The sequence below is a fragment of the Paenarthrobacter sp. AR 02 genome, from assembly GCF_021538675.1.
GTDB lineage: Bacteria > Actinomycetota > Actinomycetes > Actinomycetales > Micrococcaceae > Arthrobacter.
In genome coordinates, this window is sequence record NZ_JAJUKH010000013.1 from 74,037 (window position 1) to 89,189 (window position 15,153).

A 15,153-nucleotide genomic window follows, 5' to 3' on the forward strand; every position below is an offset into this window, starting at 1 on the left:
CTTGGCGTAACCGTTGACGACGGCTGCCAGGAAGAACGGATGTCAAATTCCTTGGTTGCCCCGGACCTCCGCGCGGACCCTATTTCGTTTGAATCGCAGCGGCCTTCCCTGCCGTGGAGGCACGGCCGCGCAGCACACAGGAGGCCCCTTTGGCCCAAGCCCGTCAGCCCAGCGCGAATAGCGCCCCATCAGCAAGCAAACAGCACTATTCTGGAATAGCCGAACAGTCTAAGGAGACCATGACCACCCAGAAGCACTCCGGATCCGATTCCGACGCCCAGGACATGAGTCCTGAACAAATCCAGGCCGTCATCGACCGGATTCTTTCCAAGGATGTACCTGCGCAGGCATCCAATGACAACGATGCCGGCAGTGTGTTCGGCAAGGCGCAGGCGATCTCGACGCTGGACCAGGAACACAGCATTTACGATGGCGACCAGGAAGATCTGGCTGAACGCCGGGCCCTGCGTCGTACGGCCGGGCTTTCCACGGAACTCGAAGACGTCACCGAGGTCGAATACCGGCAGTTGCGCCTTGAGCGCGTCGTCCTTGCCGGCCTGTGGACTGAGGGAACGCTCGCAGACGCAGAGAATTCGCTGCGCGAGCTGGCTGCTTTGGCCGAGACCGCCGGCTCGGAGGTTCTGGATGGTTTGGTCCAGCGCCGTACCAAGCCGGACCCCGGGACTTTCCTGGGATCAGGTAAGGCCCAGGAGCTGAAGGACATCGTGGCAGCCACGGGCGCCGACACCGTGGTGGTCGACACCGAACTGGCACCTTCGCAGCGACGTGGACTCGAAGACATCGTCAAGGTCAAGGTGGTGGACCGCACCACACTGATCCTCGACATCTTCGCCCAGCACGCCAAGAGCCGCGAGGGCAAGGCCCAGGTTGAACTGGCCCAGCTTGAATACCTCCTGCCGCGTCTTCGTGGTTGGGGCGACTCCATGTCCCGCCAGGCAGGTGGCCAGGTGGGTGGAGCCGGAGCCGGTATGGGTTCGCGTGGTCCTGGTGAGACCAAGATCGAACTGGACCGCCGTCGAATCCGCACGCGCATGGCCAAGCTTCGGCGTGAAATCGCCGCGATGAAGCCGGCGCGCGAGACCAAACGTGCCAACCGCCGTCGCAATGCCGTTCCGTCCGTCGCTATTGCCGGGTACACCAACGCAGGCAAGTCCTCGCTGCTCAACCGCCTGACGGACGCGGGTGTCCTGGTGGAGAACGCTTTGTTCGCCACCTTGGATCCCACAGTCCGCAAGGCCCAGACCCCGGACGGCATCGGGTACACGCTTGCCGATACCGTGGGGTTTGTCCGTTCGCTGCCTACCCAGCTGATCGAAGCCTTCAGGTCCACGCTGGAGGAAGTGGCGGATGCGGACTTGATCCTGCATGTCGTCGACGCTTCGCACCCGGATCCCGAGGGACAGATCGCCGCAGTGCGGTCCGTGTTCACGGAAGTCGATGCCCGGAAGGTCCCGGAAATCATTGTCCTGAACAAGGTCGATGTCGCCGATCCCTTCGTCGTTGAGCGACTGAAGCAAAAGGAGCCCCGCCATGCGGTGGTTTCAACCCGCACGGGCCAGGGCATCGCGGAACTGCTGGAGGATATCAGCCGGTCCATTCCACGGCCGGGTGTACGCCTTGAGCTGCTGATTCCCTACGACCGCGGAGACATGATCAGCAAGCTGCACAGCTCCGACTCGGAAATCCTGAGCCTTGACCACGAGGAATCCGGGACGCGCGTGGTTGTCATGGTCCGCGAAGGACTGGCAGCCGAGCTGGAGTCATTCGTCAGCAATGGTTGAGAAGTTGGCGGCGGACGCCGTCGAGTCGGTGGGCGAACAGGCCACCCTCGAATTGTTGGACCGGGCTGTTGCCGGCATGGGCGGACAAAGCCGTGCCGGCCAGCACGAGATGGCCAAACACGTTGCCCGGGCAATCGAGACCGGGGAGCATCTGCTGGTCCAGGCGGGGACCGGAACAGGTAAGTCGTTGGCGTACCTGATTCCGTTGATCGCGCATTCGATGGACAGCAATAAACCAACTCTCGTGTCCACCGCCACCTTGGCACTGCAGACCCAGATCGTAGGCCGGGACCTACCCCGGCTGCTGGAAAGCATCAACCCCGCTCTTAAGCGCCCCGTCAATGTGGCGTTGGTGAAGGGGCGGGCAAACTACGTCTGCCTGCAGAAACTTGAGGGGGGTTTCCCCAGCGAGGAGCCCTCCGAGGGACAACTGTTCTCACTGGGCGAGGACACCAGCGTTCCGCACTTTGCTGCGTCCATGGGCGGGCCGCAATCGCAGCTCGGCAAGGAAGTGGTCCGGCTTCGTGAGTGGGCCGGGAAGACGTCCACCGGCGATCGCGACGAACTCATGCCGGGGGTCACCGACCGTGCATGGCGGCAGGTTTCGGTCACATCCATGGAGTGCCTCGGGGCGCAAAAATGCCCCATGGCCGAGGAATGCTTCAGTGAACTCGCAAGGTCCCGCGCAGCGGAAGCGGATGTCGTCGTCACGAATCACGCGATGTTGGCCGTGAGTGCGTTTGAGGGCCTGGCCGTGCTCCCCGAGTACGACGTCGTGGTGGTCGATGAGGCCCACGAACTTCAGGATCGCGTGACCGGAGCCGTGTCCGGTCAGTTGTCCGTGGCCATGGTCCATGCTGCAGCGTCCAGTGCGCGCAAGCACACGGCCATTACTGTGGATGCCCTCAACGCTGCGGCCGACCGGCTGGATATGGCCATCGCAGGCGTGCCCAATGGCTTGTTGCCCAACGGACTCAACGATGAACAGCTCGACTGCCTTGACCAGTTGCGCGACGCCACACGCGCGGCACTCTCGGATTCGAAGACGGACTCTTCAAACGCGGTCGACGGCGGTCGGCAACTGGCGCGATCACGGCTCATGCTCATCCTGGAATTGTGCGAACGTTTGCTCGCCGCCAAGGAGAACAGGGAAGTGGTGTGGTTCTCGCGAAACAGCAACTTCGACCCCCAGCAGGGCTACTCCCAGCCTGATGAAACAGCACCCGCCCTCATTAACATTGCGCCGTTAAGCGTCGCAGGCCGTTTGCGTGAAGGGCTTTTTGCCGGCCACACGGTGGTCCTCACCTCCGCCACGCTGGCCATAGGCGCGGCTTTTGAACCGGCCGCCGGTGGCTTGGGCCTTATCGGTGACGGCGCCCCGAGCTGGACGGGCATCGATGTGGGGTCGCCATTCGACTACCCCAAGCAGGGTGTGCTCTATGTGGCCAAGCACCTGCCCAAGCCTGGTCGGGGTACATCGCCGGAAGCCCTTGACGAGTTGGAAGACCTCATCAGGGCCTCGGGTGGGGGAGCGCTCTGCCTGTTCTCCTCACGGAGGGCAGCCGAGGAAGCGGCCGATGCCATGCGGCTCCGCCTTGACGTCGACATCCTTTGCCAGGGTGAGTCCACCATGGCTGCGCTGGTCAAGCAGTTCGCTGATGAGCCGGACACTTGCCTGTTCGGCACCATGTCCCTGTGGCAGGGGGTGGACGTTCCGGGCGGCTCCTGCCGACTGGTGGTCATAGACCGCATTCCCTTCCCACGTCCGGACGACCCCCTGATGACCGCCCGTTCACGGGCGGTCGCGCAGTCCGGCGGAAACGGCTTCATGGCCGTGTCGGCCACCCACGCGGCCATTCGGTTGGCCCAGGGAGCTGGACGCCTGATCCGATCAACCGGTGACAAGGGTGTGGTGGCCGTACTTGATTCCAGGCTCTCCACAGAACGCTACGGCGGGTTTCTTCGGGCTGCCCTGCCGCCATTTTGGGCCACAACCGACCGCAAAGTAGTCCGAGGTGTCCTGGAGCGGCTGGGGTCGGCAAAGGGCTCCTAGCCTCCCAGGGGGGTCCTCAGGACCCGCGTGAGGGCTAGAGGGAGCGCAGCACCGAGACGACCTTGCCCATGATGGTGGCCTGGTCGCCAAGGATGGGCTCGTACTGGGTGTTCTGGGGGAGCAGCCACGTATGTCCGTCGCGCTGCCGGAAGGTTTTCACGGTTGCTTCGTCGTCCAGGAGTGCGGCGACGATGTCTCCGTTGATGGCGTCGTTCTGGCGCCGCACCACGACCCAGTCTCCGTCGCAGATGGCCGCGTCAATCATGGAATCTCCGGCGACCTTGAGCATGAACAGTTCGCCATGCCCCACGAGTTGCCGCGGGAGGGGGAGAACGTCCTCCACGGTCTGGTCGGCCAGGATGGGACCACCGGCGGCGATGCGGCCCACCAGCGGAACCATCGCTGTATCGCTGGCGCTGGCCAGTTCCGTCACAGCGAGTCCGCCCGTGCTGCGAAGCGCCGTGGGTGCTTCGACGCCGGGGATAGGACCGCTGTCCAGGGTCAAGGGCATCAGGACTTCCATGGCCCGGGGCCGCTTCGGATCGCGGCGGAGGTACCCGAGCTTTTCCAATTGGGACAGCTGGTGGGTGACGCTCGAGAGGCTGGCAAGGCCGACGGTGTCGCCGATCTCACGCATGCTGGGCGGGTATCCGTTGTCATTCACGGACCTCTGGATGGTCTCCAGGATCTTCTTCTGACGGACGGTCAGGCTCTTGGGGCTCTTTTGAGGCTGTTGGCTCCGCAGGGGTACTGCGCCGCCCGTGGCTTTCGCTGCCATGTTCGCCAATGCCTTTCCATTCCGTCCCCGGAGTGCGTCCGGGGAAGTGGGGCCCGCAAAAATGTCAGACCCTCCTGTTCCACTGAAACAGTGCTGTTTCTTCACTCAAACGTAGGGCAGCCACAGGCGTTTATCAAACATTTGTTCTAGCGAGTCTCGACACCGTTCGTTGATAAGTGCTAAAAATGTCATAGCAAGGTTCGAATATGTGTTCTATAAACCTGATGCTGAGTCCCGATGTTCGAAGAAAGTGTTCGAACATCCAAGGGCCGGCACAGGAGAACACCAAGAATTGGCAGCCAGGCGCCGGGCATCCGGCACATTGGCAATAGCTCAGAAGGGCTCAGCTCATGTCCGCAATCACTACGTTCGCTGATTTCCGCACCACCCAGGTTCCCGCTCGCCTGCGCCTGACCCGGCGGGGGCGGATTGTGTTCTTCGGCATCCCCGCCATGTTGCTGGTGGCTGCGCTGCTGAGCCTTGCCGGTTTCATCACCGCGCCCGCAAAGGCCTCCGACTCGCAGTCACAGCTTCGACCCCCAGTCGCCGTTACAGTCACTGTCCAGCCCGGCCAGTCCCTGTGGGGTATTGCAGGAGCGGCAGCCCCTGAGCGGGACCCCCGCGATGTCATCTCGCAAATCATCCAGCTCAATGACCTTCGTGGCGGCCGCATCCAGCCCGGTCAGCAGCTCTTCGTACCCGCCAACTAAGTGTCGGACCCTGCGCGAAACAGGGGTGGCCCGGCGTCACAGTTAGTTGGCAGTCGCAGCGGCCCCTTAAACTGACTGGGTGAGTGAGCAGCTTGAGCGACTTGACCGACTTCCCCTCCGGACCAACCTGCGTGGACTGAGCCCCTACGGCGCACCGCAGCTTGATGTCCCCATTTTGCTGAACGTCAACGAGAACACCCATGGGGTCCCGGCGGATGTGCAGGCCGCCATTACGAAGGCCGTCGCCGCTGCTGCCACCGGTCTGAACCGCTATCCCGACCGCGAGTTCACCGAGCTTCGCGAATCCCTGGCCGAGTACTTGGGTCACGGTCTCTCCCGTGACAACATCTGGGCTGCCAATGGATCGAACGAAGTCCTCCAGCAGATACTCCAGGCATTTGGTGGGCCTGGTCGCAAGGCGTTGGGTTTTCCTCCCACGTATTCCATGTACCCGCTGCTCGCCAGCGGCACGGACACGGAATATGTCCGGGGAGTCCGGGCTGACGACTACGGATTGGATGCCCAGTCGGCTGCCGCCCAGGTTCGGGAGACCGGGGCCAACATTGTTTTCCTGTGCTCACCGAACAACCCCACCGGGACAGGGCTCGGGCTGGATGTTGTCGAGGCTGTCTATGAAGCCGGGGAAGCGAGCCGGGCGATCGTGATCGTCGACGAGGCGTACCACGAGTTTGCCCACGACAACACGCCCAGCGCGCTGACCTTGCTGCCCGGCAGGGAACGGCTGATCGTCTCGCGGACCATGAGCAAAGCCTTTGCCTTGGCCGGCGCGCGCCTGGGTTACATGGCCGCTGCGCCGGAGGTTACGGATGCGATCAGGCTGGTCCGGCTTCCGTACCACCTCTCGGCCATTACGCAGGCAACCGCACTCGCGGCGCTGAGCCACAGGGAAGCGCTGATGGCCGATGTTGAGGACATCAAAGTGCAACGCGACCGCATCGTCACCGAGTTGCTGCGGATGGGCCTCAAGCCTGCTGCATCGGACTCCAATTACGTCTTTTTTGGCGGGCTGGAGGATCCGCAGACCATTTGGCAGGGCTTGCTCGATGCCGGAGTGCTGATCCGTGACGTAGGAATTCCGGGCCACTTGCGGGTGACTGCCGGGACTGAGCCGGAAACCACGGCCTTCCTTGTCGCCTTGGAAGGCCTTTTGGACAGCCAAGCATCACGGCCCGCCTAAACTTGTCAATAGACCCCATCCAACTTCCGTGTAGAAGGACGTCCCAATGAGCGAAACCGGCGCCACGCCGTCCGCTGCCCGCACCGCGCGCATGGAGCGCACCACCAGCGAATCCTCCGTCCTGGTGGAGATCAACCTGGACGGCTCCGGTGTCTCGGACATCAGCACCTCGGTTCCCTTCTATGACCACATGTTGACGGCGCTGTGCAAGCACTCCCTGATTGATATGACTGTCAAGGCCACGGGCGATACCCACATCGACGCCCACCACACCGTGGAGGACGTAGCCATTACCTTCGGCGAGGTCCTGCGGACTGCGCTGGGAAACAAGGCCGGGATCCGTCGCTTCGGTGAGGCAACCGTTCCGTTGGACGAAGCCCTCGCCCACGCGGTGGTTGATGTTTCGGGACGCCCCTACCTGGTGCATGGCGGTGAGCCTGCGGGCCAGGAATACCACCTCATTGGCGGACACTTCACGGGCTCGCTGACCCGTCACGTTTTTGAAGCCATTACCCTGCACGCGGGTATCTGCCTGCACATGCGGGTGCTCGCGGGGCGAGACCCGCACCACATCGTGGAAGCCCAGTTCAAGGCGTTCGCACGGGCACTTCGCGCTGCAGTTGAATCAGACCCGAGGGTCGAGGGAATCCCCTCAACGAAGGGAGCGCTATGAGCAGTCAGGTCCTCAAGGACGGCGCGGTTACCGATACCGTGGCCGCCATCAAGCCGTCCTCACCTGAAGGTAAGCCCACCGTGACGGTGCTGGACTACGGCTCGGGCAACGTCCGTTCGGCGGTCCGCGCACTGGAACGTGCCGGTGCCCACGTGTTGTTGAGCGCCAAGCCCGAGGACGTTCTCAACGCCGACGGCCTGGTCGTTCCCGGCGTCGGTGCTTACGAGACTGTCATGAAGGAACTTAAGGCCGTCGACGCCATCCGCATGATCGGCCGCCGGGTGGCCGGTGGCCGGCCCGTGCTCGCTATCTGCGTTGGACTGCAGGTCCTCTTCGAGGCAGGTGTCGAACACGGTACGGAGTCCGAAGGCATGGCCGAATGGCCCGGCAAGGTGGAGTTGCTCCCCGCAGCCGTTGTGCCGCACATGGGGTGGAACACCGTGGACGTCCCGGAGGGCTCCAAGCTCTTCGCCGGAGTCGAGCAGGAGCGCTTCTACTTCGTGCACTCCTACGGCGTCCAGGAATGGAACTTTGACGTCGTCCAGCCTCGCATGGCGCCTCCCATGGTGACGTGGTCCGAGCACGGCGCGCGCTTCATCGCCGCCGTTGAGAACGGGCCCCTCTGCGCTACCCAATTCCACCCCGAAAAGTCCGGTGATGCCGGAGCCCGGCTCCTCCGCAACTGGGTGGACGGCCTGCGCAAGCCTGCGTCAACAGCGGAAACCCCTGAAAGCGGTGCCGCCTAGATGTGGTCGGTTGTCCTCATGGGCCTCGCCGGCGTGCTGGTGGGAGGCGGAATTTCCTTCCATCAGCAAAAGAAGCCCACTTGGGTTTCAGTTTCTTTCTACGTGCTGGCAGGGATGTCCCTGCTGGCCGCATACCTCCTGACGCTGCCCGGTAACTAATCCGCGCCCCCACGATTTCAAGGACACTCATGACCACCTCCACCCAGTCCGTTCTGGAACTCCTTCCCGCCGTCGATATTGTCGATGGCCAGGCGGTTCGCCTCCTGCAGGGTGAAGCGGGTTCGGAAACCAGCTATGGAACGCCGCTCGAAGCTGCCTTGAACTGGCAGGACGCAGGTGCCGAGTGGGTGCACATGGTGGACCTGGACGCGGCCTTCGGCCGGGGGAACAACGCCGCGCTCATCAGTGAGGTCGTCTCGCAGCTCAACGTCAAAGTGGAGTTGTCCGGCGGCCTGCGGGACGACGAGTCGTTGGAGCGGGCGCTGGAACTGGGCGTGGCACGGGTAAACCTTGGCACCGCCGCGCTGGAGAACCCGGACTGGACCCGCCGGGCCATTGAGCGCTTCGGCGACCAAATCGCCGTCGGACTTGATGTCCGGGGCACCACCCTGGCTGGTCGTGGCTGGACCAAGGAAGGCGGCGACCTTTGGGAGGTACTTGCACGCCTCGAGGACGCCGGGTGCGCCCGTTACGTGGTCACGGATGTCACCAAGGACGGAACGCTGCAGGGTCCCAATGTGGAGTTGCTGCGCCAGATGGTTGAGAAGACGGGCAAGCCCGTGGTGGCCTCGGGCGGCATCTCAAGCCTCGAAGATCTCCGCGTCCTGCGCGAACTCGTGCCGTTGGGCGTCGAAGGGGCAATCGTGGGCAAAGCCCTGTATGCCGGTGCCTTTACGTTGCCTGAGGCCCTGGACGTCGCCGGTCGACGCTGATGCCGCACGAGGCTGGACACCAGCACGAAGAACAAGGCCACGGAGGGCGTCAGCTCCCAGGACACATCGCCGCTGCTTTGAAGGGTGCCGGGGGAGCAACTGATTCGGCGGGACGCCCTTGGGCAGGTCGGAGCCTCAGCGGGGACGACGCCAAGATCCACAACTTCGAGGACGACGACGGTACGGCTGATCCCGGCTACACCGCGGCCATCGCTGCACTCATCGCTGGCACCGCGACTGAGGCCGGCGTGGTGGAAGCTCTTGCCACCGCGAGGGTTTTCGTTCCGGTTGTCGCGCAACTCGCTGAAGAAGCCGACGGCGTCGACGGCCTGCATGCGGACAAGCAGGCCGATATGGCGTTGATCACACTCAAGGCCCCCGATGGCCGCACGGCGATGCCCGTCTTCACGTCCGCGGCGGCTTTGGAGGCGTGGCATTCTGAAGCCCGTCCGGTGGCTGTCTATGCCGCGCGGGCGGCCCTGTCCGCAGTTTCGGAAGATGCCCAACTGTTGGTGCTGGACCCCGGTTCCCAGTACACGTTCGTTGTGCGGCGGCCGGCTATGTGGGCTTTGGCCCAGCAGCGGGACTGGACGCCGTCATACCTTGATGATCAACTGGAGTCTGCTCTCGCTTCAGCGGCCCTGGAATTTCCGGCCGTGCGCCGACTTGAAACACGGCCCGGCGGCGGTGTGTCCACGCTGACGGCGGATGGCAGCACGGTTGCCGGCGGAGGTCCTGGCCCGGAACTCCAGGTGGTGCTCTACCTTGAGGACGGACTCGGTGCCGCGGATGTCCAGGCGCTTGTTGGTGGCCTGCATGAAGCGTGGGCGCGGATGGAAACCTTTGCCGAAAGTGTTGACTCCATTGAAGTGAAATTGCAGCGTGCAGCACAGGAGCCTGGGCGGCACTAACGGCAGTACCGGTCCCTCCGGGCTGCCCCGGGGGGAACAAGAGGATTTGCCAGTGAATTTCGCTCTCTACAAAGAGATGCTGTCCATCCGTCCTGTCCGGCGTCTGTTGGTGGTGGGCATGATTGCCCGTATCCCGCATTCGGCGGCCGGCGTGCTCCTGACGTTGCATATTGTCCTGACTCTGGGGCAGGGATATGCCGCGGCGGGTGCTGCTGCCGCTGTCATGACGATCGGCATTGCCGTTGGCGCTCCATGGCGTGGCCGTCGAGTGGATACCGTGGGCCTGCGGCGGGCTTTGATCCCTTCCGTTGTTTCCGAAACGGTCATCTGGACGATCGTTCCCCACGTGTCCTATGAATGGCTGCTGCCCTTGGTTTTTGTTGGTGGCCTCTTCACGCTGCCCATCTTCAGCGTGGTCCGACAGTCGTTGGGTGTCATGGTGGACGGTGAGCAGCGCCGTTCGGCCTTCGCCCTCGATTCCATCGCGACGGAACTGGTCTTCATGATCGGCCCGGCTGTCGGCGCCGTCGTGGCCACTGCCGGATTCTCGGCGGTGGGCCTGACCGCGGTGGGGATCTCGGTTTCGGTCGCGGGGCTTTTCCTCATGTGGTTCAACCCGCCAACACGCAGCGATGTCGCCTGTACGCCGAAAGAGTCCGCCGACCGGGCTGCAGCAGACCTGGCAGCCGCCGAGGCTGCCATGGTGGCGTCGGCTCCGGCCCACGTCCAGGAGGCTGCCTCGGAGATGGCGCCCGCCACGTCCCGTACGGCGGCGATCCGCAGCAAGGTGGCGCGGAACTTCAGCTGGTTTACCGTTTCGGTTGCAGCGCTCTTTGCGGTGGCGGCCGGATCGGGCATGGTCCTTAGCGGTTCAGATGTGAGCATCGTGGGCCTGCTCGAAAGGGGTGGCCACCAGAACCAGATCGGCATCGTGTTCTTCTTCTGGTGCGCAGCGTCCGTTATTGGCGGGCTCATCTACGGTTCCATGAAGCGGCAGATTTCGCCGATGCTTTTGCTGCTGGGCATGGCCGCGTTGACCATTCCGATGGGTTTCGCCCACGACACGTGGACCCTCGCCTTCCTGTCGATTCTTCCGGGACTGCTCTGCGCTCCTGTGTTGTCGGCATCGTCGGAGAAGGTGGCCGACCTCGTGGATGAGGAACGCCGTGGCGAGGCCATGGGCTGGTACGGTTCTGCGCTCACTGCCGGTGTTGCCCTCGGCGCGCCGCTGGCAGGCATCTTCATCGATAACGTCGGCCCGTCGGCCGGTTTCGCGGCCATCGGTGCTGCGGGAGTCGTCCTGTGCCTTGCCGGCCTGGCCCTGATGTCGATGCGTCGGAGATCCGCCCGCGTGTAAGGATTTCAAACGACGACGGCGACCCCACCGGATGTGGTGGGGTCGCCGTCGTCGGTTCTTGAGGCTGTTGGGGCTAGTTCACTGGTCCGGTGAACTTCTCGCCCGGGCCCTTGCCAGGGGCGTCGGGGATAAGTGAAGCCTCGCGGAAGGCCAGTTGCAGCGAGCGAAGGCCGTCGCGCAAAGGTCCTGCGTGCTGGGAGCCGATTTCCGGGGCGGCGGCCGATACCAGTCCGGCGAGGGCCGTGATCAGCTTGCGGGCCTCATCCAGGTCCTTGAGGTCCTCGGCGTTGGGGTCGTCGGCCAGGCCGACTTTTACGGCCGCCGCACTCATCAGGTGGACGGCGCCGGTGGTGATGACCTCCACGGCAGGTACTTCCGCGATGTCGCGGATCTGCTGGGAGACGCCGGCGTCAGCGGCCGGGGCGGCGTCTCCGCCAAAGGAGTTGCGGGAATTGCTGTCTTCAGTGCTCATACTGGTAAGCTTGTCACAGACCGACTGGAAGTCGTTATTTGCAGTCAAACGATCCCGCCGCCCGCAATGTGCGCTTGGCGGGTTGTTTCTGTAGAATTGTCTTTCAGTTAGCAAGCGGAGTTCTCTCCCACCCGCGTCAGCCGTTTCCCCCAGGGGACAGGATTCCGTAAAAGGACAAGAGGTTGCCGGGTACCTGGTCGGACACTTTGAGGGTGTGAACCCTGAAGTGCGTACTTCCCCTAGGGGAGTGCCCCCGATCTTCGAGGCCTTCGATTGCGCCAGCAATTGGGGGCCTTCTCTATTTGCCGGTGACATCACCACAACCACAGGAGCTTTAACATTAGCGAGCCAAGAATCAATGAGCGTATCCGCGTCCCCGAGGTGCGGTTGGTCGGCCCTGCCGGCGAACAGGTAGGAATTGTCCGCATTGAGGACGCCCTGCGTCTTGCTGCCGAATCCGATCTCGATCTCGTTGAAGTTGCGCCGCAGGCCAAGCCCCCTGTTTGCAAGCTGATGGACTTCGGCAAGTACAAGTACGAGGCCGCCGTCAAGGCACGTGAAGCGCGCAAGAACCAGACCAACACGGTTCTGAAGGAAATCCGCTTCCGACTCAAGATCGACAAGCACGACTACGAGACCAAGCGCGGACACGCACTTCGCTTCCTCGGCGCTGGCGACAAGGTCAAGGCCATGATCCAGTTCCGTGGCCGTGAGCAGCAGCGTCCCGAAATGGGCATCCGCCTGCTGCAGCGCTTCGCAGAAGATGTTGCTGAGGTTGGCATCATTGAGTCCAGCCCGCGCATCGATGGCCGCAACATGGTTATGGTGATCGGACCGCTGAAGAACAAGGCAGAAGCCAAGGCTGAAGCCCGCCGTGCTTCGCAGCGTGCAGAAGCCAAGGCCCAGAACGAGGCCAAGGCTGCAGGCCGTGTGGACACCACGGGGGAGCAGGCGACGCTCACGCAGAGCCTGGCTGACCTTCTTCCCGAGGGCTTCCAGGTAAGCGAAGCAGAGCCCACGCAGGAAACTGTTGAAGCTCCCGAGGTCGAGGCTCCCGCAGCTGAAGAAGCCCTGGCAGCCAGCGAGCCCGCGGTTGTTGAAGAAGCTCCCGTTGTTGAGGAAGCTCCTGTAGCCCAGGAAGCTCCCGCGCCGGCAGCCAAGGAAGCTGTGGCCGAAAAGGCTCCGGCAGCCAAGGCCGCACCGGCCAAGACAGAATCGGCACCTGCTCCGGCAGCTCCGAAGCCGGCTGTACCCGCAGCAGCTCCGAAGCCGGCAGTTCCTGCGGCTCCGAAGCCTGTCGCCAAGCCGGCAGCTCCCAAGCCGGCAGCTCGGCCCGCGGCCCCCAAGGCCACGCCGAAGCCTGCTGCACGCAAGACCAACTAGTTCAACGCCGCGGAGGCCTGTCCTCCATCGGCAAGCAACCAGCACGCTGGCCCCTGTAGGCCGGCTGCGCGAAAGAATCGCGGACTCGTCCGTGGATACGTAAGGAGATCGGTTCCCATGCCGAAGATGAAGACCCACAGCGGTGCTAAGAAGCGCTTCAAGCTGACCGGTACCGGCAAGCTGAAGCGTCAGCAGGCCAACCGCCGCCACTACCTGGAGCACAAGTCCTCCACGTTGACCCGTCGCCTTGCCGGCGACAAGATCGTCTTCAAGGGCGATGCCAAGGTCATCAAGAAGATGCTCGGCGTCTAAGTTCCAAGTTCTCTGGGTCCCGCCAACCGGCAGGAACCGACTACACCAAAAGCCTTCTCAGGCCCGCCGGATTTCCGGCAGTAGCAGCTTGGGATAAAGATTTCTGAAGGAGTACGCACGTGGCACGTGTGAAGCGGGCGGTAAACGCCCACAAGAAGCGCCGGGTTGTCCTCGAACGCGCCAAGGGTTACCGCGGTCAGCGTTCGCGCTTGTACCGTAAGGCAAAAGAGCAGCTGCTGCACTCGTTTGTGTACAGCTACGGTGACCGCCGCAAGAAGAAGGGCGACTTCCGTCGCCTCTGGATCCAGCGCATCAACGCTGCATCCCGCGCCAACGGCCTCACCTACAACCGTCTGATCCAGGGCCTGAAGGCCGCTGAGGTTGAGGTTGACCGCCGCATGCTGGCCGAACTGGCCGTTTCCGACGCCAACGCTTTCGCTGCACTGGTGAACGTTGCCAAGGCTGCCCTGCCGGCTGACACGTCTGCTCCGGCTGCAAAGGCTGAAGCTGCCCCCAAGGCTGCAAAGGTTGCTCCGGCTGCCGCTACGGCTACGGCTGTCAAGGCTGTTGTCTCCGAGAAGCCGGCCATCGACGGCGCAGTTGCTGCTGATGGCGACGAAGCTCCGGAAGGCTACGCCATCAAGGGCAACGCCGAGTCCAAGAAGTACCACGTGCCGGGTTCCACCTGGTACAACACCACTGCTGCCGAATACTGGTTCTCCACGGTTGAGGCTGCAAAGGCTGCTGGCTTTGAGCCGGCCGGCGGCGAAGCCCGCCAGCAGATCAAGAACTAGTCGCAACAGCCACTAAAGTTCTTATATGAACGAAACCGGGCGCCCGCAAGACTTTTCGATGACCAACCCCCGAGCTGATCGGGTGAGGGATGTCGCCAAGCTTGCCGGGCGCCCGGCGCGTTTAAAGCGCGGGCGCTTCCTGGCTGAGGGGCCGCAGGCCGTACGGGAGGCGCTAAGCCTGCACCGTGACCGGACAGCGGCAGGTGGCGCCGCCGTCGTGCATGAAGTTTTCGCCAGTGAAGCGTGCCTGGAGCGGCTTCCCGAACTTGCCGACCTCGCACAGGGCACCCAGCTCCGGCTCGCCAGTGATGAAGTCCTGGCAGCGATGGCGGACACCGTCAACCCGCAGGGGATTGTGGCCGTCTGCAGTTTTCTCGACGTCAGCCTGGAGTCAGTTCTCGACGCCAGTCCCCGCCTCATTGCCGTGATGTGCCAGGTACGTGACCCCGGAAATGCCGGCACGGTCCTGCGTGCCGCTGATGCTGCCGGCGCGGACGCCGTGGTCCTGACCGAATCCAGCGTGGACATCTACAATCCCAAAGCAGTCCGTTCAACCGCAGGTTCCTTGTTCCATCTGCCCGTGGTCCTGGGGGTGGAGGTTGAGGAGCTGGTTGCACGGTGCCGCGAGTTGGGCATCGGTGTCCTGGCCGCAGACGGCTATGGGACGGTCAATCTGGATAAACTCCAGGACGAAAACGCGGCGCGGAGGCTCGGTAACGATACAGTGGCGTCCGAGTACGCCCTTGAGGGGCCGACGGCCTGGTTATTCGGGAACGAAGCCCAGGGCTTGTCCGACGCAGAACTGGCCCTTGCCGATCATCGCGTCGCTGTGCCCGTCTATGGGGCCGCGGAGAGCCTCAATCTTGGTACGGCGGCCACCGTCTGCCTTTACGCCAGCGCACGCTCCCAGCAGGGCGTCAGGGTGGGGAATGCATAATTAGCCCGTCGCCGGGTACGGTAATGCTTGCAGGGGCAGGCAATGACGATTCTTCTTGACCCTTTCCAACCATTTCCCGAACCCGAAGAGGTGAA

The 15,153-nt window shown here is 63.3% G+C and carries 16 protein-coding genes; 14 read left to right on the forward strand and 2 right to left on the reverse strand.

Annotated features, from left to right (window positions below; all coding sequences use genetic code 11):
* Positions 1–239: 239 nt before the first annotated feature.
* Positions 240–1,802 (forward strand): GTPase HflX, encoded by a 1,563-nt coding sequence (gene hflX / locus LRQ04_RS18860; protein WP_235521837.1) that lies wholly within the window; start codon positions 240–242, stop codon positions 1,800–1,802.
* Positions 1,795–3,855 (forward strand): ATP-dependent DNA helicase, encoded by a 2,061-nt coding sequence (locus LRQ04_RS18865; RefSeq protein ID WP_235521838.1) that lies wholly within the window; start codon positions 1,795–1,797, stop codon positions 3,853–3,855. The genes hflX and LRQ04_RS18865 overlap by 8 nt, the downstream gene beginning before the upstream one ends.
* A 34-nt stretch (positions 3,856–3,889) precedes the next feature.
* Here LRQ04_RS18865 and lexA read toward each other — a convergent pair whose 3' ends face one another.
* Positions 3,890–4,633 carry a transcriptional repressor LexA gene (gene lexA, locus LRQ04_RS18870; protein WP_235521839.1) on the reverse strand — a complete coding sequence of 248 codons (744 nt, stop codon included), beginning with the start codon at positions 4,631–4,633 and terminating at the stop codon, positions 3,890–3,892.
* Positions 4,634–4,983: 350 nt separating this feature from the next.
* Between lexA and LRQ04_RS18875 the strand changes: the two genes are divergently transcribed.
* From LRQ04_RS18875 to LRQ04_RS18910, 8 genes are all read left to right on the forward strand, one after another.
* A complete protein-coding gene (locus LRQ04_RS18875; RefSeq protein ID WP_235521840.1) occupies positions 4,984–5,343 on the forward strand; it encodes a LysM peptidoglycan-binding domain-containing protein in 360 nt (119 codons plus the stop codon).
* A gap of 79 nt (positions 5,344–5,422) precedes the next feature.
* Positions 5,423–6,541, forward strand: coding sequence for a histidinol-phosphate transaminase (locus LRQ04_RS18880; protein ID WP_235521841.1), 1,119 nt, complete (start codon positions 5,423–5,425; stop codon positions 6,539–6,541).
* Positions 6,542–6,587: 46 nt separating this feature from the next.
* Positions 6,588–7,214 (forward strand): imidazoleglycerol-phosphate dehydratase HisB, encoded by a 627-nt coding sequence (hisB, locus tag LRQ04_RS18885; RefSeq protein ID WP_235521842.1) that lies wholly within the window; start codon positions 6,588–6,590, stop codon positions 7,212–7,214.
* Positions 7,211–7,960 (forward strand): imidazole glycerol phosphate synthase subunit HisH, encoded by a 750-nt coding sequence (hisH, locus tag LRQ04_RS18890; RefSeq protein ID WP_235521843.1) that lies wholly within the window; start codon positions 7,211–7,213, stop codon positions 7,958–7,960. The genes hisB and hisH overlap by 4 nt, the downstream gene beginning before the upstream one ends.
* A complete protein-coding gene (locus tag LRQ04_RS18895; protein ID WP_235521844.1) occupies positions 7,961–8,119 on the forward strand; it encodes a hypothetical protein in 159 nt (52 codons plus the stop codon).
* 29 nt (positions 8,120–8,148) lie between these two features.
* Positions 8,149–8,892 (forward strand): bifunctional 1-(5-phosphoribosyl)-5-((5-phosphoribosylamino)methylideneamino)imidazole-4-carboxamide isomerase/phosphoribosylanthranilate isomerase PriA, encoded by a 744-nt coding sequence (priA, locus tag LRQ04_RS18900; RefSeq protein ID WP_235521845.1) that lies wholly within the window; start codon positions 8,149–8,151, stop codon positions 8,890–8,892.
* The gene (locus tag LRQ04_RS18905; protein WP_235521846.1) at positions 8,892–9,803 is read left to right on the forward strand and encodes an SseB family protein; all 912 of its coding nucleotides are present in this window, start codon (positions 8,892–8,894) and stop codon (positions 9,801–9,803) included. Before priA ends, LRQ04_RS18905 begins: the two co-directional genes overlap by 1 nt.
* A gap of 52 nt (positions 9,804–9,855) precedes the next feature.
* Positions 9,856–11,160 (forward strand): MFS transporter, encoded by a 1,305-nt coding sequence (locus LRQ04_RS18910; protein WP_235521847.1) that lies wholly within the window; start codon positions 9,856–9,858, stop codon positions 11,158–11,160.
* Positions 11,161–11,233: 73 nt separating this feature from the next.
* Here the strand turns inward: LRQ04_RS18910 and LRQ04_RS18915 are convergent, their stop codons facing one another.
* Positions 11,234–11,632 (reverse strand): DUF1844 domain-containing protein, encoded by a 399-nt coding sequence (locus tag LRQ04_RS18915; RefSeq protein ID WP_235521848.1) that lies wholly within the window; start codon positions 11,630–11,632, stop codon positions 11,234–11,236.
* A 381-nt stretch (positions 11,633–12,013) separates the two neighbouring features.
* On the opposite strand from LRQ04_RS18915, the gene infC reads away from it, so the two are divergent.
* From infC to LRQ04_RS18935, 4 genes are all read left to right on the forward strand, one after another.
* Positions 12,014–13,015 carry a translation initiation factor IF-3 gene (gene infC / locus LRQ04_RS18920; protein WP_235521849.1) on the forward strand — a complete coding sequence of 334 codons (1,002 nt, stop codon included), beginning with the start codon at positions 12,014–12,016 and terminating at the stop codon, positions 13,013–13,015.
* Between the two features lie 117 nt (positions 13,016–13,132).
* Entirely contained in the window at positions 13,133–13,327 is a 195-nt protein-coding gene (gene rpmI / locus LRQ04_RS18925; RefSeq protein WP_059387794.1) for a 50S ribosomal protein L35, read from the forward strand.
* A 119-nt stretch (positions 13,328–13,446) separates the two neighbouring features.
* Entirely contained in the window at positions 13,447–14,121 is a 675-nt protein-coding gene (gene rplT / locus LRQ04_RS18930) for a 50S ribosomal protein L20 (protein WP_026547339.1), read from the forward strand.
* Between the two features lie 25 nt (positions 14,122–14,146).
* Positions 14,147–15,058, forward strand: coding sequence for an RNA methyltransferase (locus LRQ04_RS18935; protein ID WP_235521850.1), 912 nt, complete (start codon positions 14,147–14,149; stop codon positions 15,056–15,058).
* The last annotated feature ends 95 nt before the right edge of the window (positions 15,059–15,153 follow it).